General features: G+C 66.5%; 20 protein-coding genes and 1 pseudogene. 14 read left to right on the forward strand and 7 right to left on the reverse strand.

Annotated elements, in window-relative coordinates:
* From AC1DWT_RS36045 to AC1DWT_RS36055, 3 genes and pseudogenes are all read left to right on the forward strand, one after another.
* Positions 1-648 (forward strand): DUF475 domain-containing protein (locus AC1DWT_RS36045; RefSeq protein ID WP_477924325.1); only part of this gene is annotated, 648 nt, incomplete at its 5' end.
* 187 nt (positions 649-835) lie between these two features.
* A pseudogene (locus tag AC1DWT_RS36050) lies at positions 836-1,285 on the forward strand (TerD family protein); the annotation flags it as partial.
* Between the two features lie 96 nt (positions 1,286-1,381).
* Positions 1,382-2,020, forward strand: a complete 639-nt coding sequence (locus tag AC1DWT_RS36055; RefSeq protein WP_477924335.1) for a TerD family protein — start codon at positions 1,382-1,384, stop codon at positions 2,018-2,020.
* Positions 2,021-2,298: 278 nt separating this feature from the next.
* Here the strand turns inward: AC1DWT_RS36055 and AC1DWT_RS36060 are convergent, their stop codons facing one another.
* A complete protein-coding gene (locus AC1DWT_RS36060; protein ID WP_206015732.1) occupies positions 2,299-3,426 on the reverse strand; it encodes a TerD family protein in 1,128 nt (375 codons plus the stop codon).
* A gap of 157 nt (positions 3,427-3,583) precedes the next feature.
* Positions 3,584-5,623 (reverse strand): TerD family protein, encoded by a 2,040-nt coding sequence (locus AC1DWT_RS36065; protein ID WP_206015731.1) that lies wholly within the window; start codon positions 5,621-5,623, stop codon positions 3,584-3,586.
* Between the two features lie 466 nt (positions 5,624-6,089).
* Between AC1DWT_RS36065 and AC1DWT_RS36070 the strand changes: the two genes are divergently transcribed.
* The gene (locus AC1DWT_RS36070; RefSeq protein WP_206015730.1) at positions 6,090-6,560 is read left to right on the forward strand and encodes a hypothetical protein; all 471 of its coding nucleotides are present in this window, start codon (positions 6,090-6,092) and stop codon (positions 6,558-6,560) included.
* Between the two features lie 105 nt (positions 6,561-6,665).
* Here AC1DWT_RS36070 and AC1DWT_RS36075 read toward each other — a convergent pair whose 3' ends face one another.
* Positions 6,666-6,836, reverse strand: coding sequence for a hypothetical protein (locus tag AC1DWT_RS36075; protein ID WP_206015729.1), 171 nt, complete (start codon positions 6,834-6,836; stop codon positions 6,666-6,668).
* A 104-nt stretch (positions 6,837-6,940) separates the two neighbouring features.
* Between AC1DWT_RS36075 and AC1DWT_RS36080 the strand changes: the two genes are divergently transcribed.
* On the forward strand, positions 6,941-7,651 hold the full coding sequence (locus tag AC1DWT_RS36080; RefSeq protein WP_206015728.1) for a hypothetical protein: 711 nt from the start codon (positions 6,941-6,943) through the stop codon (positions 7,649-7,651).
* The gene (locus AC1DWT_RS36085) at positions 7,651-8,307 is read left to right on the forward strand and encodes an RES family NAD+ phosphorylase (protein WP_206015727.1); all 657 of its coding nucleotides are present in this window, start codon (positions 7,651-7,653) and stop codon (positions 8,305-8,307) included. Before AC1DWT_RS36080 ends, AC1DWT_RS36085 begins: the two co-directional genes overlap by 1 nt.
* Before the next feature lie 357 nt (positions 8,308-8,664).
* Here AC1DWT_RS36085 and AC1DWT_RS36090 read toward each other — a convergent pair whose 3' ends face one another.
* The 4 genes from AC1DWT_RS36090 to AC1DWT_RS36105 all read right to left on the reverse strand — a co-directional run bounded on the left by AC1DWT_RS36090 (position 8,665) and on the right by AC1DWT_RS36105 (position 14,331).
* Entirely contained in the window at positions 8,665-10,107 is a 1,443-nt protein-coding gene (locus tag AC1DWT_RS36090) for an aldehyde dehydrogenase (protein ID WP_206015726.1), read from the reverse strand.
* 32 nt (positions 10,108-10,139) lie between these two features.
* Positions 10,140-11,237, reverse strand: coding sequence for an NAD(P)-dependent alcohol dehydrogenase (locus AC1DWT_RS36095; protein WP_206015725.1), 1,098 nt, complete (start codon positions 11,235-11,237; stop codon positions 10,140-10,142).
* A gap of 333 nt (positions 11,238-11,570) precedes the next feature.
* A complete protein-coding gene (locus tag AC1DWT_RS36100) occupies positions 11,571-12,599 on the reverse strand; it encodes an LLM class F420-dependent oxidoreductase (RefSeq protein ID WP_206015724.1) in 1,029 nt (342 codons plus the stop codon).
* Between the two features lie 70 nt (positions 12,600-12,669).
* Entirely contained in the window at positions 12,670-14,331 is a 1,662-nt protein-coding gene (locus tag AC1DWT_RS36105; protein ID WP_206015723.1) for a fatty acid--CoA ligase, read from the reverse strand.
* A gap of 190 nt (positions 14,332-14,521) precedes the next feature.
* Here AC1DWT_RS36105 and AC1DWT_RS36110 point away from each other — a divergent pair, with 190 nt between their 5' ends.
* The 8 genes from AC1DWT_RS36110 to AC1DWT_RS36145 all read left to right on the forward strand — a co-directional run bounded on the left by AC1DWT_RS36110 (position 14,522) and on the right by AC1DWT_RS36145 (position 21,996).
* Positions 14,522-15,754: a cytochrome P450 gene (locus tag AC1DWT_RS36110; RefSeq protein ID WP_206015722.1), complete on the forward strand. Its 1,233-nt coding sequence runs from the start codon at positions 14,522-14,524 to the stop codon at positions 15,752-15,754.
* Entirely contained in the window at positions 15,751-15,945 is a 195-nt protein-coding gene (locus AC1DWT_RS36115; protein ID WP_206015721.1) for a ferredoxin, read from the forward strand. The genes AC1DWT_RS36110 and AC1DWT_RS36115 overlap by 4 nt, the downstream gene beginning before the upstream one ends.
* 4 nt (positions 15,946-15,949) lie before the next feature.
* Positions 15,950-17,182 carry an NAD(P)/FAD-dependent oxidoreductase gene (locus tag AC1DWT_RS36120; RefSeq protein ID WP_477924330.1) on the forward strand — a complete coding sequence of 411 codons (1,233 nt, stop codon included), beginning with the start codon at positions 15,950-15,952 and terminating at the stop codon, positions 17,180-17,182.
* 48 nt (positions 17,183-17,230) lie between these two features.
* Positions 17,231-18,394 (forward strand): thiolase family protein, encoded by a 1,164-nt coding sequence (locus AC1DWT_RS36125; RefSeq protein WP_206015719.1) that lies wholly within the window; start codon positions 17,231-17,233, stop codon positions 18,392-18,394.
* A gap of 32 nt (positions 18,395-18,426) precedes the next feature.
* A complete protein-coding gene (locus tag AC1DWT_RS36130; RefSeq protein WP_206015718.1) occupies positions 18,427-18,801 on the forward strand; it encodes a Zn-ribbon domain-containing OB-fold protein in 375 nt (124 codons plus the stop codon).
* 76 nt (positions 18,802-18,877) lie between these two features.
* Positions 18,878-19,570 carry a TetR/AcrR family transcriptional regulator gene (locus AC1DWT_RS36135; RefSeq protein ID WP_206015717.1) on the forward strand — a complete coding sequence of 231 codons (693 nt, stop codon included), beginning with the start codon at positions 18,878-18,880 and terminating at the stop codon, positions 19,568-19,570.
* 540 nt (positions 19,571-20,110) lie between these two features.
* Positions 20,111-21,664: a long-chain-fatty-acid--CoA ligase gene (locus tag AC1DWT_RS36140; protein ID WP_206015716.1), complete on the forward strand. Its 1,554-nt coding sequence runs from the start codon at positions 20,111-20,113 to the stop codon at positions 21,662-21,664.
* Between the two features lie 209 nt (positions 21,665-21,873).
* Positions 21,874-21,996 carry a hypothetical protein gene (locus tag AC1DWT_RS36145; RefSeq protein WP_259376049.1) on the forward strand — a complete coding sequence of 41 codons (123 nt, stop codon included), beginning with the start codon at positions 21,874-21,876 and terminating at the stop codon, positions 21,994-21,996.
* Positions 21,997-22,198: the final 202 nt, after the last annotated feature.

Consider the following 22,198-nt stretch of genomic DNA (forward strand, 5'->3'; position numbering starts at 1 on the left):
GGCAAGCTCGACCAGCTGGCCGTCATCCTCGCCGGCGTCCTGCTGCTGATCACCGCCGCCTACATCGCCCCCGAGGACACCGTGTCCACCGTGATGATCGCCGGCGTCCTCGGCATGGTCACCTACATCGCCGTCAACGGTCTCGGTGAACTGTTCAACACCCCCGAGGAAGACGAAGACGGCGAACCGATCGAAGGGTCCAAGGGCGGACCGACCGAGCTGGCCAAGGCCACCGGCAAGGCCGGGTTCTTCCTGTTCCTCTACCTCGAGGTCCTCGACGCGTCGTTCTCCTTCGACGGTGTCATCGGCGCCTTCGCAATCACGTCCGACCCGATCATCATCGCCCTCGGCCTCGGCTTCGTCGGCGCGATGTTCGTCCGCTCCATCACCGTGTTCCTCGTCCGCAAGGGCACCCTGTCGGACTACGTGTACCTCGAGCACGGCGCCCACTGGGCCATCGGCACACTGGCCGTGATCCTGCTGATCTCCATCGGCTACCACGTCAACGAAAACGTCACCGGCCTCGTCGGCGTCGCCCTGATCGGTGCCGCGTTCATCTCCAGCATCGTCCGCAACCGCCGGGGCCTCGAACCGGTCGAGGCGACCGGTGAGCGTGACGACGAACCGGAAAAGGTCACCGTCGGCTGAACAGGCTGATCGATCACCGGCCGAGCTCGCCCCAGACGGCAACCGGGACATTGTTCACCCCGCCGCGGCTGGCGCGGCGGGGTGAACCCGAAACGGTCGCCCCCCTTTGCCCCTCTGGGCGCCGACTAGCAGCCACACCCGGTGCGAGCGGCACCTTTTCATCACAGCAACTGCAGGAGAGAGACCCATGACTTCGCTTGTCCGCGGTCAGAACACCCCACTGACCGCACCGCAGCTGACCGTCAACGTCGCCGGCGTCACCCCCGGGACCGTCGACCTCATGGTTTTCCAGGTCACCTCCACCGGAAAGGTGCGAAGCGACAGCGACTTCGTCTTCTTCAACCAACCCGCCTCCCCCGAGGGAGCGGTCCGGCTCACCGGCCCCAGCACGGTCGCGGTCGACGTCACCAAGGTGCCGTACGGGATCGACACGCTGCGCCTGGCGGTGAGCATGGACGACTCCGCTCCCGGCAGCCTCGCCGCCATTCCCGGCCTCGGCGTCACGCTGGGTTCGGTCTCGGCCCCGGCCCTGGGCCTGACCACCGAACGGGCCGCCGTCCTCGCCGAGATCTACCGGCGCGGTGAACAATGGAAGATCCGGAACGTCTCCGCCGGCTGGGACAGTGGCCTCAAGGCCCTCGTCACCGAACACGGTGTCACCGTCGACGACGCCCCCACCCACCCGCCTGTCCCCACCCCTGCGCCCACTCCCCCGATCCCGTCACCTGCGAACGTGATTCGCCCTCCCGTACCCACCCCGCCTCCGGCGCCGCAGCCGCGGGTCCAGCTCAGCAAGATCACCCTCACCAAGGCCGCCCCCACCGTGTCCCTCGCCAAGGGCGGCGACACCGGCACGATGCGGATCAACCTCAACTGGACCCGCGGCCGGCGCGGACTCCTCGGCAACGGCGCGATCGACCTCGATCTCGCCTGCCTCTACCAACTCACCAACGGATCCAAAGGCGTCGTCCAAGCGCTCGGCAACGCGTTCGGCGATCTGAACTACCCGCCCTACATCGCCCTCGACGGCGACGACCGCTCTGGCACCAACGCCGGCGGCGAGAACCTGCACATCAACCTCGCCCACCTCGCGGACTTCAAACGCATCCTCATCTTCGCCTACATCTACGACGGCACCCCGAACTGGTCCRCTGCCGACGGCGTGGTCACCTTGTACCCACCCCACGGCCCCCAAGTAGAAGTGCGCCTCGACTCGCCCGACAACCGCGCCCGATCCTGCGCCATCGCTCTCCTGAAAAACGAAAAGAACGAACTCACCGTCACACGAGAAGTGCGGTACATCAACGGAACCCAATCCGAAATCTCCAAAACCTACCGCTGGGGCCTCAAATGGACCGCCGCCCGCAAATAACTACGCACGAGTGGACCGCTCGAGGGTGATCGACACGGGTGATCACCGCCGGACGGACATTCCCACATCGGGCGGCCACACCGCGATGTCAGCACGAGTGCCGGGAGCGATCACCGACTGAACCGAAGCTGATCGGACTCGCCTCGGTAGCCGCTCAGTGTCCCACCGCACAGCCAGACACCGTCCGGCAACTGTGGCTACCCGACAGTGGCCATTTGGTACGGGGCGAAAGCTCTCGGCACCGACGGTCCCTCAAGGTGTGTGCCATCACGGCGGAACTATTGGGGGGCGACCCGCCAGCGCTTGGGTTTGGTCCACGACGCGGCACTGAATGCCTCGAGGAGTTTGCCGCTGTCAGGGTCCTCGACGAACCGGAACATCCACGGTCCGTCGAATCGATATCCTTCCTCGACCGCTTTGTCCGCCCACATCCGCAGATCGAATGCGATCGAATGCAGCTTGCACGGACCGGTTCCGACCCCACCACGCCATTCCGGAAAGTCCAAGTCCGGGCGGTACCCGTACCGCTTGGTCATTCCGTCCTCTTCGTAAGTGATACGAACGCCGAACGGATCTCGCGTGTACGCGGGCCTGCACGTGAAGGCCACCTTGCTGATCGTGTACTCGTCGACCTGGTCTGTGGGATCGAACGACAGTTCCCACCAAATGTTCTCCGGATCGATACCGGTCCCGTTCAAGGCAACCTCGAACATGTGCTCGAGGTCGAAATGCAGCATCTCGAATCCCGACGGCACATCATAGGAGGAATCGCCAGCCGGGGTGCGGACGGTGAACTTCTTCTTCACCGGATAGACGATGAGGACGATCTGTCGACTCGTTGGTGTTGCCGGGGTGCGAGCCGGTGCCGGGGTAGAAGTTGGTACCGGCTCGGGAGCCGGCGGGGCGGGGTCGTCGACTGTGACGCCGTGTTCGATCACCAGCGCTGCCAGGCCGCGGTCCCACCCCGCCGAGATGTTGCGGGCTTTCCACTGATCACCGCGCCGGTAGAGCTCGAGGAGAACCGCGGCACGTTCGCTGGTCAATCCGATTGCGGCAGCATCGACACGGGTGCCATCCTGGCCGCACACCCTCACCCCGAGTCCCTTGATCAGTGCGAGGCTGCCGGTAGCGGCGTCGTCCAGCGCAACCGCGATACGCAGAAGCTGCACGTCGGCCGGAATCTGCGGCAGATCAACCTCCACCGTGCTGGTTCCGGACAGGCGCACGGCGCCCTCGCGGGAGGTGGGTTGGTTGAAGAAGATCAGGTCGTCGTCGCGGCGGACCTTCTCGGCGGAATCGAGCTGGAAGACCAATAGGTCGACCGTGCCCGGGGTGACACCGGCAACGTCGATGGTCAGTGGCACATGGCTGAGCGCAGTGTTCTGTCCGCGGATCAATGCCGTCATCGTTCGTGGTGCCGCGCCGGTGCGCGATCCTCTCTACTTCTGCCGGTAGATACGTGTAGTTCGGTCAATACGTGAAATGCGCACGAGCATCCGGTCACTGACGCACGACTTCACCACCATCCGAAGGCGGCGCAACGTCGAACACGCATACCGAGGGTTACTCCCCCTCGGATTCTGCGGTCTCCGGCTTCGGCTGTTCATTCTGTTTCGGCGCTGCCGGCACCCATTCCCGCAGTTGTTGAACCACCGTGCCGTAGAACGCGTCGGTCGATGACGTCACGCTGGTGATGAAGCTCGCCGCGGTGCCCGACCGCCGACCGCCCATCGGGAAGGTCTGTTCGAGGGAGAAGGACACGATGTCCCCCGAGCGCCCATTGGTCAGTACCTTCGGATCCTTACGCACCGTGTCGAGGTGCTCGCAGGCTTCGTTGCCGCGCTCGGAGAACACCGCTTCGACCTCAACGTCGCCGGGCACGTCCTTGAGCTGCCTGAGTAGCCACGACAGCCGGCGACCGGAGGTTCCCTCGTTCGGTGCCTCCACGGTGGTGCGGCAGCGGATCTTGTTGGTCCGCACATCCGCGGTCACCACCAGATCACCGGCGGTCTCCGGGACCCGCAGCACCGCTTCGAACACCCCGTCGGTCGCCAACCTCTCGGCTACCGCCGCATTGCGGGCGGCCGGGTCGCTACCGTGGCGGCGGGGCAGGATGTGTTTGACGGTGACACCGAGTTCGGCGGTCAACCGCAGCGCGAGATGACGGGAGAGGGACACCCAGGTGTCGGCCACGGCGGCGGCCTTCTGGTCGCCGGCGCGCAGGATACCGGCGGTGACCGCGTCGCGGACGGTCACCCAGTGCCGGCCCATGTCGACGAACTCCGCCGCCCCGGAGCGGGGGTGGTCGAGGTAGCGCAGGAACTCGGCCAGGATCCAGGCCTGCAGGTCGTCGTCGATACCGCCGTGCGAGAGCAACATCCGTGCCTCGTGCGCCACCTCCGCCCACGACAAATGCCGCAGCGCGACCTTGGCGAGCTTGCGACGGTCGACCTCCACCGGCAACTCCCCGGCACTGGCGGGGACGTCGTTCGACAGGCTGACCACCACGTCGTACTTCTTCTTCCGCGCCACATCGAGATAGTTCTCGAGCTGCTCCTTCCTGAGCTTGCCGTTGCCGGTCTTGACCTCGAGCAGGCCGGTCCACACCCTGGCACCGCGGGAGACCTTCAGCACCGCGTCCGGGATCACCTTGCTCTCACCCCGCTCGTACGCCACCTCGACATAACCTTCGAAGACACCGACCGGTGCCCCCATCCGGGCGCACACCGCCCGTGCGAAGGGGTGCACCGCCTGCATGGTGGCGATCAACGCGGAGGTAGCCCGCCGCTCCTGTTCCTCACCGGTCCCGACACCGATGACCGAGAACAACCGCGCCGGCTGCCAGGTGTCCTGTTCGGCGAGGGTGAATTCGACCGGCTTCGACTTGCGCACCGCTCGCTTGGCGGTGCGGACACCCCGGGTCCTCGGCTTCGCCTGTGTCGCCGGTGCGGTGGGTGTGGCGGGCAGTTCGGGCACCAGATGCGTGGCGTCACCGGCGGACCCGTGCGGCGGCGCAGCGGGTTCGACACTGCCGGATGAGTCATCACCGGTGGCGGGTTCGAGATCCGGCTCGTTGTCGATGTCGACACCGAAATCCGTGGCCAAACCCGCCAGCCCGGACTCCCAGCCCTGCCCGACCGCCCGGATCTTCCACTCCCCATTGCGGCGGTACACCTCGCCGAACACGAACGCCGACTCGGTTGTGGCATCGGCCGTGACGTACTCCGCCAACGTGTACCCGGCCCCGTCGACGACACGCAGAGCGAGCTTTCCGAGATCACCGAACCTGCCGTTGCCCACACTGCCGACCAAGGCCACGGTGTGCACGTCCTCGGGTACGGCGGACAGGTCGATCGCGATCCTCGCCTGCGCACCTTCCTCGGTGCCGCTCGTACCCAGGAACCGGATCGACCCGTCTGTCGACTCGGGCTGGTTGTAGAACACGAAATCCTCGTCGGAGCGGACCTTGCCGCTGGAGTTCAGCAGCAGAGCCGACGCATCGACCTCGACCTCCGATTCGGTCCACCCGAGCACCACATCGATCTGCTCCACCTCAGCGGGCAGCGACACGTTCTGTCCCTTGGACAGCATCGGAAACTCCACCAGAAACCACCCTCGTTCGACCCGGAACCGCACCAACCCTGCGCGGCCGGACAAAAGGCCGACGCCCGGTTACCGACGTCCGTCGCATCAACTGCGGATACTAATCGGTTCGTTTCATTCTTGGACACTACCCGGCAAACATTGTGTCGCCGCCGACCCGCATGGCGTCCACGGGTCGATTCTCCCGAGCAGACCGGTGTCATCCACGTGAATGACACTGTGAACCAGGCGAAGTGAGTCCGAGTGGCGGCGATCCGATAGCGGCGGGCTCAGCGCGTGGCTCCCGGCCGGGCCGCACCTCGGAGAAGATACGCGCGCTGCAGCTATCGCGCCCGCGATCGACAACCGCCTCGGCCTTGCCGCCGTCGCCGCATCACGCCGACGTCGCCACTGGAGTCCGCGATTCCGGCAACCCGTGGTGGATGTCCGGCGGAAGATGGCCTTACATCGCCCGAGAGGACCGGTCATGAAGGATTCATCACGCCCCCGTCTGCCGCGCCTTCTCGCGGCCGGAATCGCAACCCTGGCGACGCTGACGGCTGCGATCGTCGGTGCACCGACTGTGTCCGCGGCACCGGTCGATACGGTTCTGCCCGTTCCGGTGGCCGGCAACACGCTGTCGTTTCAGTATGCGACGTGGATGGGCATCTTCCAGGGCCGCGTCATCGCGCGAACCGACACCGCGACACCGGGTCTCACGTACTTCCGCATGGAGACCGGATGCACCGGGACCGTGCATTGGCGCAACCTCACCACCGGCGCGATCGGGGATGCCGAGGTGCGAGCATCCAACTCCCCGCAATCACCGCCACCGGCGGTCGCCGCGACCGGGTCCGGTGTCCTCGTCGCCACCATCACCCTGGGCATCCCCTACAGCACCACATTTTGGCCGGGGATGGGCGTGTGGACTGTGCCCCGACCGGGAAGGGAGAGCTGATTTCGAAGCGCGGGGGTGGCGTGGCAGCGCATGCCAGACCCCCGGTGACGTCACCGGGGCGCGGCCCCTTCACACCGGTGACCAGCCCCGCGGGCCTTGCACGCGTCAGGTGGGATCCCGCGGTGGTCGTTCGAGAGTGTTGTACTCATCGAGGACCTGGTCGACGGCGGTGGTCGGGATGCGGAAGTCGTTGCCCTCCGCAGCCCGGAGGCGGTCACGCACGTAGGCGAGCATGGCGAGTTCACGCTCGAGGTCTGCTGCGGTTCGGTCGCTCACGGTCCCATCCTGCCCTGTGGGCGGTGATCAACAGCATGTGCCCAGCACTCGCCGCAACGAAAGCAACGATGTAAGATATCGGTGCAAACGTAGCAAGGAGTGCCATGTCGACCCACCGATCGATCTCCCCCCGGCGACACCACAAGCTCGCCGGCCACCGGCTGCGCCGAGACACCGCGACCGGCCGCTACACCCGCTCCGGCGACCGCCCGCACGCCACTCCGTCGCCGGACGACCGGCGTTTGTCGGATCTGTCGACCCCCGAACTGATCGACGTCGTCGCCTCCGAACTCGCCGCCCGCCCAGAGATGCACCTGGTCCGCAACCAGGTGACCGCGCTGCTGGCGATGGCACCGACCCTGACCGACCGCACCCAGGCCGCCCGGATCGGCGCCGACCTCGTCGACGACGCCATCGCCCAGGCCGATCTCGAGCAAGCCGCCCGCCGGCACATCCTCGACCACCCGATGCTCACCGCCGGCCAGGTCGCCGCCGTCCTACGCAGGCCCGCATCAGATCGCACCGTCGCCTCGAGGCTCCGCACCACCGGCAAGGTCGTCGCCCTCCCGGTGGGCAACAGCTACCGGTACCCGGCGTTCCAGTTCGACGAGGCCACCGCCTCGGTCCGCGACACCGTCGCCGCGATCAACGCGGCCCTCGGTGCGGCCGCCGACCCCTGGGGTGTCGCGTCGTGGTGGCTGACCCCCTCCACCCGCCTGCCCGAGGGGCAGACCCCGGCCGACCTCGCCGCCGACCCGGACCCCGCTACCGGCCAGAAGCTCGAGCGGCTCGCCGCCGCGGTGCTGCCCGACTGATGCCGAACATCGAACCACCGGCCGCAGGACTGCTCCGGCCGGCGCATAAGACCGTGCTCACCGCCGGAACAGTGGTGTGGCGAGTGCACAGCAGCCACCGCGCCCCACACGCCCCGAACCCCACCGCCCAACCCGACGAACTCGCCGGCGGCCGCTTCGACTCCCTCGACGGCAGCTACGCCTACCTCTACATCGCCGACAGCCCCGACGGGGCGATCGCTGAAACCATCTGCCGGGACCTCCCCCTCGACCCCACCATCGCGCGGATCGTTCCCGCCTCCGCCGTGACCGGCCGCACCCTGACCGCCCTCACCGTCACCCGCACCCTCACCACCGCCGCACTCCACGGTCCACACCTGGCCGCGGTCGGACAGGACCTCTGGCTCACCAAATGCGAAGCCCGGCACTACGTCACCACAAGACGGTGGGCCCACGCCATCCGCGCCGCCGACGCCGACATCGACGGCCTCGCCTACCGACCCCGGCACAACGAAGACACCCTCGCCTGGATCCTCACCACCGACCCCGCGATCACACCCCACCCCGACCTGACCCTCGACCCCACCACCACGCCCCTGCCACTCGACCACGGCCCCGGCCGCGACCTCGTCGCCCGCATCATCGCCGACCACAGCGCCATCCTCTCCCCCACCTGAACCGCACCAGCGTCAACGCCGTCCGACACACGACGCCGACGGTGATGCGCACCGACCGCGACAAGCGACGGTCGCTTTCGGCTCTGTGAAACGATCCGTCAGTGCGGGCCACCGTCCCGGAGAGCGTCCGCGGACCACGAAGGGAGGTTCGCCCACCTGACCTCTAGGTTTGTCGCGCAGCACTCTCCACCTGGCTACCGGAGGGGCAAGGCCATCGCTGACTGTTGACTGGCTGGCTGGCTGGCTGGCTGAACAGGATCGTTGAATATCTTTCCCTCACAACTTACCCCGCACCCGACAACTTGCATCGACACCGCCGGTGATCCTCCAGTGTCGGGCGCGCCACCCAACGGCCGATCAGCGAGTGTAGATCGACTTCAAGGTGACGTATGCGCTCAGGCCCTCCGGGCCGAGTTCGCGGCCGAGTCCGCTGGCTTTGACCCCGCCGAATGGGGCTCCGATGTCGAGATCGAAGAAGTTCACTCCCACACTGCCGGTTTCGATACGGCGAGCAAGGTCGAGGCCCCTGTCGGGATCGGATGTCCAGATAGTGCCGCCCAGTCCGTAGTCGGAATCGTTGGCGATCGCGACCGCGTCGTCGACGTCCCCGTACGGCAGGACGGTCAGGACAGGACCGAAGATCTCCTCACGCGCCACGGTTGCCGAATTGTCGAGGTCGGCGAAGACTGTCGGTTCGACGAACCATCCGCGATCGAGGTGTTTAGGTCGGCCGCCACCCGCGACGACGGTGGCACCATCGCGTTTGCCGGTCTCGATGTACGCCTCGACACTGCGGCGCTGGCGTTCGGAGACGAGCGGTCCGACCCGGGTGGCGGGGTCGGTCGGGTCACCGACCGTCAGCGACGACGCGAGATGCGCGACCGCCTCGACGGTTTCGCGGTACCGGGACCGGGGCGCAAGAATCCGGGAGGACAGGTAGCACGTCTGCCCATTGTTGAGCAGGCTCGCCCACGACATCCCGCGCGCGACGCTCACCAGATCGGCATCGTCGAGGACGATCGCTGCGCTCTTACCCCCCAGTTCGAGGGTGACCGGCCGCAGCAGGCGACCACACGTCTCCCCGATCGCCCGTCCGGCAGCAGTGGACCCGGTGAAGGCGACCTTGTCCACACCGGGGTGGCCCACGAGGTAGGAACCGATCTCGCGACCACCTGTCACGATGTTCAGTACCCCTGCTGGGAGTCCGGCCTCCTCCGCGGCGTCCGCGAGTTGGAACACGTCGAGCACGGTCTCCGGGGCGGGCTTGATGACCACGGTGCAGCCTGCCGCAAGCGCCGGCGCCACCTTGAACATGGTGAGCGACTGTGGAAAGTTCCACGGAATGATCGCGGCGACAACACCGATCGGCTCACGGCGCACGATCGTCGTGGACCGGCCGTTCGCCGAGGTCCGCGGAGTCTCGACTGGAATCTTCTCGGCGAGATCGGCGTAGTACCGCAGCGTCGCGGCGGGTCCACTGCCCTCCGCGGCCAACGAGATCGCCGAGGGCATACCGTTCTCATCGGTCACCACCGCGGCCGTTTCCTCTCGTCGCCGGTCGAGCGCATCGGCGAATCGCCGGAGAGCGGCTGCGCGTTCGACAGGTTCCAGCGCGCCCCACTGGGTTGCACGCAGCGCCCCGCGCGCGGCGGCGACGGCCGCGTCGACGTCTGCGGGAGTGCTGTCGGGCGCGGAACCGACCGGTTGTTCGGTGGTCGGCGAGATCACCGTGATGGTCTCGGAGGTGGACGGGGTGTGCCACCGGCCGTCGATGAACAGCTGCGAGCGGGTGTACTTCATGCGGGTCCTCGATCGGTCGTCCGTCAGGCGGGTCAGGAATTCGGAAGCAGAACCGGTTTGATGGTGGCGCCGCTGGCGGCGTCTGCTTCGGCGGCGGCAATATCGGCGAGTGGGTAGGTGCGGATGAGCTGATCGAATGGGAACCGGCCCTGTCGCCACAGGTCGATCAACCGAGGCAGGAACAATTGCGGAACGGCGTCACCCCCGAGGATGCCCATCACGTTCTTGCCGGCAGCCAGGGCCCCCGGTGCGAGGACGAGCTCGCGTGTCGCCGCGCCGACGAGACCGACGGTTCCGGTGGGCCGGAGGCTGTCGATCGCCGAGGCGATGACCTGCGGGACTCCTGTCGTGTCCAGGGCCGCGTGGACGCCGCCGCCGGTCAGCTTCCGGATCTGGCGGGCCACGTCGTCCGCGGAGCCCTCGATCACGTCCGTTGCCCCGAGTTCGAGGGCGAGGTCGAGTCGGTTCGCGTGCAGGTCGACCGCGACGATCCGGGAGGCGCCGGCCACCCGCGCGGCCAGGACCGCGGACAAACCCACCGCTCCGGCCCCGAAGACGGCGAACGTCGTGCCCGGGCGCACCTTCAAGGCGATCAGCGCCGACCCCGCGCCGGTCTGGATCCCGCACCCGAGCGGACCCAGCAGATGCAGGGGCAGATCCTTGTCGACCACAACGACATTGCGGGACGTGACGATCGCGTGGGTGGCCAGGGAGGACTGACCGAACCACCGTGACGCAAGGGCGTTGCCGTTCACGTCGGTGAGCGGGCCGGGCCCATCGGGGCCACGGCCGGACAGATTGCGCGCGAAGAACGCGAAGCAATACGCCGGGTGCCCACCCACGCAGTTTTCGCACAGCCCGCAGGAATCGAACGACAACAGAACATGATCGCCGACCTCGATGCCGGTGACACCGGCGCCGACTTCCTCGACGACTCCGGCCCCCTCGTGGCCGACCACGATCGGCGGCTGAGCGAGGAACGACGGGTCCCTGGGCAGGACGTCGGTGTGACAGAACCCGACACCGGCGATGCGAACCCGCAGTCGGCCACCGGTCGGGTCGGCCAACTCCACCGTCTCGATCTCGAACGGTGCGTCGTGGTGACGCAGCACTGCGGCTTCGATGCGCATCGGAAGGCTCCCTCTGTTCGGTGCGGTAACCAGAACGTACAGCTGACCGCCTGTACGGTCAATAGCAGTTGACGAGCTCACAGGACCAGACCCATGCGCTTTTCGATGTCGTGCGGGACTACGAGGACGCGATCGAGCCTCCTCAACGCATTCACCACGAGGGACGCCCAGGGGATCGCCGGGCGCGAGCCCCTCCCCCATCGTCGTCACGACACTCGCTGCCGCTGTCACGTAAGGCAATTGAGCCACACGGTGATTCGGAGTTCATCCAACATGTGGTCATCACTTATGGACCATCAGGGCGCTACCCTGGTCCATCGCGTGTACGTCTCATTACGCGAGAAGTTCTGCAACCGCCTCGATCGAGGAGTAACCGAGGCCCTGAAGTAGCAGCGTTTTGACTGCCGTCTTCTCCCATCGAATGATGTCATCCTTTATCTTCTCTCGTGATCCGACGAGGGCGACATCCTCGACCATGGCCAAGGGCACCGATGCTATTGCTTCGGACTTGTGCCCATCCAGGTAAAGGCGCTGAATGCGCGCGCATTCCGCTTCGTAACCCATGCGCACGAACACTTGATTGTGAAAGTTGGCTTCCTGGGCGCCCATTCCACCGACGTAGAGCGCGATGTTGGGCCGGATCACGTCGGCTGCCTTCTCGAGGTCATCGTCGATGACAATGGGGACCGTGGCGGCGATGTCGAAATCGTCCAGAGATCGGCGGGCTCCGGGTTTCGAGAATCCTTCCTCCAGCGCTCCTCGATAGAAGTCGTCCATTCGGGGCGAATAGAAGATCGGCAGCCACCCATCGGCTATCTCGGCGGCGAGTGCGATGTTCTTTGGCCCCTCGGCCCCGAGATAGATCGGGATCTCGGTACGAATGGGGTGGATCATGGACCGAAGTGGCTTTCCAAGGCCGGAGCCACCGTGCAGCGGGAGTTGGTAGAACGAACCATCGTGACTCACGGGTTCGTCTCGTCGCACGAACTTACGGACGAGTTCGACGTATTCTCGTGTGCGAGCGAGCGGTCGAGGATACGGCTGCCCGTACCATCCCTCGACGACCTGTGGCCCGGAGACGCCCAAACCCAGGATGAAGCGGCCCCGAGACAGGTGGTCCAGTGTCATCGCCGCCATGGCAGTCGCCGCTGGGGTCCGCGCCGACATTTGCAGGATGTTGGTGCCCAACCCGACAGTGCGGGTCGAGGCGCCGTACCACGCCAAGGGGGTTAAGCAGTCGGATCCGTAGGTCTCGGCAGTCCAGACCGAGTCGTAGCCGAGACTCTCCGCACGGGAGAAGGCCGCTCGTTCGTCGTCCGAGGGCGCGGTAGACCAATAGCCCAGGTGAAATCCCAATTTCATGTTTGCGTGTCCTTACTTCGTCGTCATTGGCGTGTCTCGTTGTCGAGGAATTTGGATTCGGTGGTGGTGTCTACCGAGACGGGGGATGCACGCTGTCGCTCGTGCGGACAGTCCGCAGGTCGTCAACCGCCAGTTCATCGGCGTCGTAGCTCCGGCGCAGGTCCTTCTTGTCGAGTTTGCCGACACTGGTCTTGGGGAGGGCGTTCACGAAGGCCCACCGTTCCGGGAGCCACCAGCGAGCCACCTTGCCGTCGAGGAAGGCGAGAAGTTCGGGCGCGGTCACCCTGGCCCCCGGCGCAAGTTTGACGCAGACAAAGGGCCGTTCCTCCCACTTCGGGTCGGGAACACCGATGACCGCGACCTCGGCGACGGCGTCGTGCTCGAGCAGTGCGTTCTCGAGTTCGACCGTGGAAATCCATTCCCCGCCGCTCTTGATGCCGTCCTTGAGCCGGTCCTTGAGCTGGATCCATCCACCCTCGTGCAGGACCCCGAGGTCGCCGGTGCGCAACCAACCATCGTCGAACTTGTCGGGGGCCTCGGTGCGGAAGTAGCTGCCCGCGATCGTCGCGCCGCGCAGCTGGACTTCCCCGATGGATTCGCCGTCCCAGGGCAACTCGACGCCGGCTTCGCTGACGATGCGCGCCTGCACTCCCGGAACGATGCGCCCGGTCAGGCTCGCCCACTGCGCAACCTCGACGTCGGGGGTGTTGCGGGGCGGGCGCGAAAAGGTGAGCAGCGGGCTGGTCTCGGTCATGCCCCACCCCTGCGTCAACGCGACGCCGTGGTGGGTGGCCATGCTCCGCACCAGCGCGGCCGCGAGTGGGGAGCCACCGGACACGGCGAGCCGCAGGCTAGTGAGATCGGCTGCGAGTGTGCGGGCGTACTCGTCGATTCCGGTCCACAAGGTGGGCACGGCGGCGGCCGCGGTGGGTCGCAGTTCGGTGATGATGCGCGCCAGGTGTTCGATCTGGAGGTACCGGTCGTTGAGGATGATGTCGGCCCCGCTGGTCCAGGCCGCGTGCGGCCAGCCCCAGGCGTTGGCATGGAACATCGGCACGATCGGCAGCACCCGGTCGGCGTCGGAGAACCCGAAGGCGCTGCCGGTGGAGATCTGCAGGCTGTGCAGATAGATCGACCGATGGCTGTAGGCAACGCCTTTCGGGTCGCCGGTGGTGCCGGTGGTGTAGCACAGCGCGGCGGCGCTTCGTTCGTCCAATGTAGGCCAGCGGAAATCGGTGTCGTGGGTGAGAACGTCGCCGAAGTGGTGTACCCGCACACCGTCGGGCACGGTCAGGTCCGCTTCGGCTTCGCCGGCGATGATGATGTGCTCGACGGTGGGCAACCGGTCGATCACCCGCTGCAGCTGCGGTACCAGGTCGGCGTCGACGAGGATCACCTTGTCGGCGGCGTGGTTGACGATGAAGACGATCTGATCGTCGTGCAGCCGCAGGTTCAGCGTGTGCAGCACCGCGCCCATTCCCGGGACTGCGAAGTAGGCCGCCAGGTGGGCGGGACTGTTCCAGCAGAGGGTGGCGACCACGTCGTCGGTGCGGATACCGAGGCGGCGCAACCCCGCGGCCAGGGCGGTCACGGTGGCCCCAAACTCGCGGAACGAGGTGCGCTGCACCCGTCCGCCCTGGTAGTGCAGCACCGAACTCTCCGGATGCGTGCGGAGGCCGTGCAGGAACAAATCCGACACGAGGAGATCGACATCTTGCATGGTGCTGTGCATGGCAGGTCCGTCCTGGCTGGTGGGGAGGTTCGTCACGTTCCGCTGCCCGTCGGCGAGGCCGTTCAGCCCGCCTGTCTTGACCCGTGGGCAGCTGCTCCCTACCCTAGACCGTACGTACGGTCAGTCAAGATGGTTGCTGATCTCCCTACAGACCACTTTCCCCTTCCTGAAACGCGAGAAGGACAACGCCATGACGTTATCGACACTGCACACCGATCTGGGAAGCCCGGACACGTACACCGACGGAGTTCCGCACCAGGTGTTCGCCGAGCTTCGCCGCCACGAACCGGTGGCCTGGATCGAGGAGCCGGCCGGTGACGGTTTCGCCGGTGGTCCGGGATTCTGGGCGGTCACCCGTTACGAGGATGTCATGACGGTCTCGAAGAATCCGGACGTCTTCTCCTCCCACAAGGGTGCCTCGTTCCTGCGCGATCAGCGGCCGCAGGATCTGGCGGCCCTGCAGCAGATGATGCTCAACCTCGACCCCCCGGACCACTCGCAGATGCGATCGATCGTCAGCAAGGTCTTCACCCCGAAGATGGTGCGGGGCATGTTCGACAGCATCACCGCCCACGCGCAGGCGATCGTCGCTGCCCTGCCCGACGACGGTGAGATCGACCTCGTCGAGCACGTCTCGGCGGAGATGCCGCTGCGGGTGCTCGCCGACGTCCTCGGCGTGCCGTCCGAGGATCGGCACCTGCTCTACGACTGGACCAACCGCATGGTCGGACTCGATGATCCCTCCTACGGCGGGCGTGAGGCGTTCCTCTCCGCGTTCATCGAGATGTTCAAGTATTCCAACGCGCAGACCAAGGCCAAGCGCGCCGAACCCGGCTCCGATGTGTGGTCCCTGATCGTCAACGCCGAGGTCGATGGCGCTCGTCTGTCGAGCGAGGAGCTCAACCGCTTCTTCCAGTTGCTGGTCATCGCCGGAAACGAGACGACCCGCAACCTGCTGACCGGCTTCGTCCTCACCCTGAGTGAACACCCGGACGAGCGCAGCAAACTGGCCGCCGACCCGGCGCTGCTGCCGAAGGCCATCGAGGAGGTGCTCCGGTTCCACTCCCCGGTCATCCAGTTCCGTCGCACCGTGACCCGGGAGACCGAACTCGGCGGCAAGCGACTGCAGGAAGGGCAGAAGGTCGTGATGTTCTATGTCTCGGCCAACCGGGACGAAGCCCAGTTCGAGGCGCCGGACGAGTTCCGCGTCGACCGCGGGGCCGCCAATCACGTCGCCTTCGGCGCCGGCACCCACTTCTGTCTCGGCAACAGCCTCGCCCGCCTCGAGGCGAAGGTGCTCCTGGAAACCCTGTTCGCGCGGTTCCCCCACTGGCGGGTCACCGGYCCCCCGGACCGGTTCCGCTCGAACTTCATCAACGGAATCAAGAAGCTGCCCGTTCACCTCGGAAAGGCCACGTCATGAAAATCTGCGTCGATCGCACCAAATGCACCGGTCTCGGTATCTGCGAATCCCTCGCCCCGGACATCTTCGAGATCGACGATGCCGGCGGGCTGCTGCTGCTGCGCGAGGACGCCGATGAGAGCGTCATCGACGACGTCCGTGCCGCCATCGAGGGGTGCCCGACCGAGGCACTCGCGCTCGTCGAGGACTGAGACCATGGCCGAACAGAATCTCGTGGTGGTCGGGGCGTCGTTGGCGGGGCTGCGCGCCGCCGAGACCGCCCGGAAGGCCGGCTTCACCGGAACGGTGACCCTCGTCGGCGCCGAGCCACACCTGCCCTACGACCGCCCCCCGTTGTCGAAGGCCTTCCTCGACCCGGCGCCGACGCCCCCGGACACCACCTTCCGGGCCCGGGAAGTGTTCGACGCAGCCGGAATCGACGTTCGACTCGGAACCGCGGCGACACAGTTGGATCCGGCGGAGAAGAYGATCCACACCTCGCAGGGCCCGCTGCCCTACGACATCGCCGTGATCGCGACCGGGTCCACCGCGCGCCGACTTCCGGGTACCGCCGGGTTGGCGGGCGTCGAGACCCTGCGCACCCTCGACGACGCGGTCGCCGTCCGCGCCGCCCTGGACAACCGCGCGAAGACAGTGGTGGTCGGCGCCGGATTCATCGGCTCCGAGGTGGCCTCGGGCGCACGGAAACGCGGACTGGACGTCACCGTCCTCGAGGCACTGCCCGTCCCGCTGGTCCGCGCCATCGGCGAGGAGATGGGGCAGGCCTGCGCCGAACTGCACCGCCGCAACGGCACGGATCTGCGCTGCGGTGTCGGGGTGGAGGCCGTCCTCGGTGACGGTCGGGTCGAGGCGGTGCGACTGTCGGACGGGTCCACGGTCGAGGCCGACCTGGTCGTGGTCGGGATCGGCGCGGATCCGGCCACCGACTGGCTCACCTCGTCGGGTATCACGCTCGATCGGGGCATCGTGTGCGACGAAAACCTGGCCACCTCCCTGCCGGGCGTCTACGCCGCGGGCGACGTCGCTCGTTGGCACAATCCGTTGTTCGACACCGCGATGCGGCTCGAGCACTGGACCAGCGCTGCCGAACAGGCCGCCTCGGCCGTCCGCCATGCCCTCGACCCGACGGCCGCGAAACCGTACAGCACGGTGCCGTATTTCTGGTCCGACTGGTACGACACGAGGATTCAATTCGTCGGTATACCGGACGCGGACGAAATCGTCACCGTCACGGGAGATCTGGGTAGCGGGTCGTTCGTGGCGTTGTATCGTCGCGGCGACCGGGTGGTCGGCGCCTTGGCACTGAACCATCAGACCCACATCATGAAATACCGTGCCCTGATCGCCAAGGGCGCCAGTTGGGAACAAGCACTCGACTACGCCCGTACTCGCGGGGAGAAGGATGCCGCGCTCAGCGCGGTTCGCTGACTGCTCGGGCACAGCCGCATCGGGAAAGCTCGAAGGAAGAGAGGGTTTATGCCAGAGCGCAACGCAGCCATCGTCGGTTACGGGCTCACCGAGGTGGGCAAGGTCTTCGGGCGAACAGCACGTGGATTTGCCGCGGACGCGGTCCGGTTGGCCGTGGCCGATGCCGGGCTGGCCCTCGGTGATATCGACGGACTGCTGGTCAACGCCCGCGCGGGTACCGATCTCAATCTGTCCCTGGCTCGCACCCTCGGACTGCAGGACCTGCGCATGCTCAGCGAGGTCAACGCTTTCGGTGCCTCCGCCGCGATCATGGCCGCTCAGGCGTCGAAGGCTGTTCTCGCCGGGGAAGCCGAGACTGTGGTGTGCGTGTTCGCCGACGACCCCAAGGAGGAGAACGCCGGCGGTTCGGACGCCTATCGAGCCACTTCGCTGACCGCGACCGGCTTTCGGAGCGCCGAGACCGCGGCCGGATTCACCAGTGTCAACCACCGTTACGCGCTCGCGGCCCGTCGCTATATGGACCATTACGGGGTCACGTCGTCACAACTCGGTGCCGTCGCGGTATCCCAGCGCGCGTGGGCTCTCGACAACCCCGTGGCCCAGATGCGGACGCCGCTGTCACTCGACGACTATCACCGCTCACGCTGGGTCGTCGACCCCCTGCATCTGCTCGATTGCTGCCTGGTCTCCAACGGCGGTGCGGCGGTCGTGGTCACCACCCCCGAGCGCGCACGGGATCTGCCCACGACACCGGTGTACGTGCGGGGGTGGGGTCAAGCCCATCCCGGCCACGTTCTCGAACGGGGAAGTGATTTCGGGCTGGTCACCGGCGCCGCCGTCTCCGGCCCCGCCGCACTGAAGATGGCCGGGATGACCGTCGACGACATTGATCTGCGGGAGATCTACGACTGCTACACCTACACCCTGCTCGTCACCCTCGAGGACTACGGCTTCTGCGGCAAGGGCGAGGCCGGGGAACTTGCCGCCAGCGGGGCACTCGCCCCGGGCGGCGCACTGCCCACCAACACCGGCGGTGGACAGCTGTCCTCGTTCTACCTGTGGGGCATGACCCCGCTCGTCGAGGGGCTCACCCAATTGCGCGGCGAGGCCGGGGTTCGGCAGGTCACCCGGCACGGCACCGCGATTGTGAGCGGCAACGGCGGAATCCTCGACCACCACGGCACCCTGGTGCTCTCCACCGCAGCGGCCTGAACCCTCATGACAGGCACCAATAGGAAGAAGCGATGACCATTCCCGCGAGCCGAGACGACGCTTCGGCACCGTTCTTCGACGGCCTCACCGGGGGCCGGCTGATGCTCCGCTCCTGCATACGGTGCGGGCATGTGAGCCGCCCCGACACGATCAGCTGCCCCTCTTGTCACAGCGACGAGCTCATATGGATCGACTCGTCCGGCCAGGGCGCGGTGGTGACCGCCATCGTCGATCCCGCAGGCCCTACCGTGCTCGCCCTGGTCGAACTCACCGAAGGTCCGTGGATCGCCACCTGCATCCTGCGCGCCGAGACCGCCGACGATGTCCCGGCCGGCACTCCGGTACGTCTCGAGGTCCTCGACACCGGTCGCGGCGAGCCGATCCCCGCGTTCGCCCGCGCACAGTGACCAGCGGCGAACCAGAGTCGACCGAGGGCGCTTAGACTGTCTCCGGATCGGACCGTGAACGAGGTGGAGGTAGACGATGGCAAAGGCCGGTACCCGGCTGGCCGGAAAAGCCAACGAGATCCTCGAGGTCTTCACCCACAACGTCGCGCAATTCGGCTACGACGGGACGAACCTGAGCGACATCGCCAACGAGTTGTCGATCTCGAAGGGCACCATCGTCCACCATTACGGAACCAAGGACCGTCTCCTCGCGGCGCTGCACGAGTCCTATATGCGCCGGCGCCTCACCGAAGCGAAACTGCTGATCAGCCGGCTCGAACACCCTGACCAGCAACTCGCCGGTCTGCTGTTCGCCTTCATCCTCTATCAGGAACACGACCGGGATGCCACCATCGCCTTCCAGCGGGAGGTCATGCGGTTGTCCGCGCTCGACGGCGAGGCCGAGGGCGTCAGCTTGCGCACCGAGTACATCGGGCTTGTGCGGACCGTGATCAGCGACGGCGTCGCCGCCGGCCGGTTCCGGCAGACGGATCTGCAGGTGCAGTCGCTGCTGATGTTCGGATCCGCCCAGTGGGCGTACACCTGGTTCGATCCGGACGGCGACGAGACCGCGGAGGAAGTGGGGGCCGCTCTCGTCGATCTCGTCCTCGGCAGCCTGCTGGTCCGCCGCACCAATTTGCCAGGGCTGGCGGATCCGCACGGGCTGGCGGCGCAAACCGCGCGGCAATGCCTGCTGGACTCCACCCCGTCCGGTCTCGCGGCGTCCTAGACCGAAACCGGTCCCGTCCACGTGCCGGTCGCCGTCACTCCGCCCGTCGGATTCCTCACACCGGTGGAGTTCGAGCGACGATCTCGCTCGACGTCTGCGCGGTCACTCGCCGCATGAAAACCGGTGTCCGCGTTCAGGGGGAACCTCCCGTCGTCCCGGCGATCTGACACGTCGGCGTGCGGTTGTGCAGCCGCACCGAAGGTTCGTGCGCCCAGCCCACAGTTGCCGAGTTCATCACTACCAACAACCCTGACGCTCATGCCGAGTAGGGATATCTGCAGTCCGACACAGATAAGCGGCGTCATCCTATTAGGCTGCGCTGCAACGCTAGTGAGGACCTAGCACGAGACGTTCCGTGACCCATGTCACGATAGTGCACTCGGCTGTTCCCGCCACCTTGCCGAGTGGGACGCAAAGAAACGTCCCCTCCCCCGTGCAAGCCCTTGTGCCCCACGTCACCTTCTGCTTTACTGACCGTGCGTACGGTCACTAGTTGAGTTGGCCGCCACGGCCTGCACAAATCCCATCGAGAGGTGCCTGATGGCTTCACCCATCCTTCATGTCTTCGACCCGATCACCCACTGGACCTCGCGGGATCCCGCCCGCATCGCGATCCGGTTCCAGGACCAGTCGTGGACGTGGCAACAACTGTCGGAACGCGTACGCCGCAACGCCGCCGCGCAGCTCGTGCTCGGACTCGCGGCCGGGGACCGGGTGGCGTTCCTCGACAAGAATCACCCCGCCAGCCTCGAAACCACCCTCGGGTGCGCGGTCGCCGGAACGGTCAACGCGGTACTGAACTTCCGCCTCGCGCCGTCGGAATTGGCCTACGTCATCAACGACTGCCGCGCGGAATTGCTGATCCTCGGCGCCGAGTTCACCGGAGTTGTGGAATCGATTCGGGCCGATCTCGAATATGTGCGCACGATCGTGGTGCTCGGCGGCGAACACGACGAGTACGAGTCCTGGCTCGACTCTGCACCGTCCGACGTACCCGCACATCGCGCCGACCCCACCGACTGCTTCCTGCAGCTGTACACCTCCGGTACCACCGGACACCCCAAGGGCGCGATGCTGACGCACCGATCGGTGGGCGCGCACAGCGAATCAGCCAGCACCGCATTTGGATTCGATCGCGACAGCGTGAACATGGTGGCGATGCCGCTGTTCCACGTCGGTGGGACCAGTTGGGCGCTCGCGGCCATGTCGCAGGGCGCGGAAACGATCCTCGTCCGCGAGGTAGTTCCTGCCCTGGTCCTGAAACAGATCACCGACCAGGCGGTCACTCATGCGTTCTTCGTCCCCGCCGTCATCCGGTTCCTGCTGCAGATCCCCGGTGTGAGCGGACAAGACCTGGCATCGCTGCGCTGCCTGGGTTACGGCGGGTCACCGATCCCCGAAGCGCTGCTGCGGGAGGCGATGAACACCTTCGGCGTCGACTTCTACCAGGTGTACGGCATGACCGAGGCCTCCGGAGTGTTCTGCGTGCTCCCCCCGGCCGATCACCGCGATCCCGCACATCCTGAGCGCCTGCACGCAGCCGGGTGGCCGGTCGACGGCGTCGAAGTTCGGGTGGTGGACCCGGTGACCGGAGAGGAGTTGCCCGACGGCACGGTCGGCGAATTCCAGATCCGCGGAGCACAGGTCATGTCGGGGTACTGGCAACGAGACGCAGACACCGCCGCATGCTTCGAGGGTGAGTGGTTCAAGACCGGCGACGCCGGCCGCCGCGATACCGACGGCTACTTCTACGTCGAGGACCGAGTCAAGGACGTCATCATCTCCGGAGGAGAGAACATCTATCCCGCCGAGGTCGAGCGCGTAATAAGCGAATACCCGGACGTCGCGGAGGTCGCCGTCATCGGCATTCCCGACGACAAATGGGGTGAATCCGTCCGAGCCGTCGTGGTCGCCCGAAACGGCAGTGAGATCGACACGGACACACTCCTCGAGTACTGCGCCCAGCACCTGGCCGGTTACAAACGGCCGCGCAGCATCGAAATCATTCCGGCCCTTCCCCGGAACGCAACGGGCAAGATCCTCAAACGCGACCTTCGCGCACCCCATTGGGCCGGTCGTAGCCGCGCGTTGTAAACCCGCGGCGATCGCTCCGAACCATCGTGTTGTCGCTCGGCCACGCGCGGCGCCGGTGGCGTGATCGGTGACCTGGTTCCGGGGGCGGAGCAGCCGTTCCGGCGGGCTGCGCAACGCAGCTGATCGATCGCCGCCAGCGTCTTCGCACGGCCCCCGGCGAGTACGCGTACGAGGCGGGAGACCGTCAGGATCGGGCGCCGGAACACGTCTTGTTTTCTCACGCCAAGATCCACATGGGCACGACGGGGCAGCTGTCGCCGGGCATGGCGTTGCAGATACCGGCCACGGGGCACGGGGCCGAGAAGGGAACGAGCCTTCCGGCGGCAGGCTGAGAAGTACCACCATCAAGAGAAGATCGATCGAGGCGCTGTTCCGCCGGCCAACCTCGAGGGGACGCCCGCGATTCGCTCCGTTTCCGCTCTCGGCGCGCACACCACGTTGGTGCTACTCGAGCTCGGCGCGTTCAAGGTCCGCGACCGCGAGCCGCCATACGATGGAGACGCTGCGACGGGGGCTTCCCTACCGGGCGCAAAG

It is taken from the genome of Rhodococcus sp. P4_B6 (assembly GCF_056402215.1).

Coding starts and splice junctions, on each gene's coding strand:
- AC1DWT_RS36060 (WP_206015732.1), bottom strand. CDS start 3,426: ATGACGGCATTGATCCGCGGACAGAACACTGCGCTCAGCCATGTGCCA.
- AC1DWT_RS36070 (WP_206015730.1), top strand. CDS start 6,090: ATGAAGGATTCATCACGCCCCCGTCTGCCGCGCCTTCTCGCGGCCGGA.
- AC1DWT_RS36080 (WP_206015728.1), top strand. CDS start 6,941: ATGTCGACCCACCGATCGATCTCCCCCCGGCGACACCACAAGCTCGCC.
- AC1DWT_RS36085 (WP_206015727.1), top strand. CDS start 7,651: ATGCCGAACATCGAACCACCGGCCGCAGGACTGCTCCGGCCGGCGCAT.
- AC1DWT_RS36090 (WP_206015726.1), bottom strand. CDS start 10,107: ATGAAGTACACCCGCTCGCAGCTGTTCATCGACGGCCGGTGGCACACC.
- AC1DWT_RS36095 (WP_206015725.1), bottom strand. CDS start 11,237: ATGCGCATCGAAGCCGCAGTGCTGCGTCACCACGACGCACCGTTCGAG.
- AC1DWT_RS36100 (WP_206015724.1), bottom strand. CDS start 12,599: ATGAAATTGGGATTTCACCTGGGCTATTGGTCTACCGCGCCCTCGGAC.
- AC1DWT_RS36105 (WP_206015723.1), bottom strand. CDS start 14,331: ATGCACAGCACCATGCAAGATGTCGATCTCCTCGTGTCGGATTTGTTC.
- AC1DWT_RS36115 (WP_206015721.1), top strand. CDS start 15,751: ATGAAAATCTGCGTCGATCGCACCAAATGCACCGGTCTCGGTATCTGC.
- AC1DWT_RS36125 (WP_206015719.1), top strand. CDS start 17,231: ATGCCAGAGCGCAACGCAGCCATCGTCGGTTACGGGCTCACCGAGGTG.
- AC1DWT_RS36130 (WP_206015718.1), top strand. CDS start 18,427: ATGACCATTCCCGCGAGCCGAGACGACGCTTCGGCACCGTTCTTCGAC.
- AC1DWT_RS36135 (WP_206015717.1), top strand. CDS start 18,878: ATGGCAAAGGCCGGTACCCGGCTGGCCGGAAAAGCCAACGAGATCCTC.
- AC1DWT_RS36140 (WP_206015716.1), top strand. CDS start 20,111: ATGGCTTCACCCATCCTTCATGTCTTCGACCCGATCACCCACTGGACC.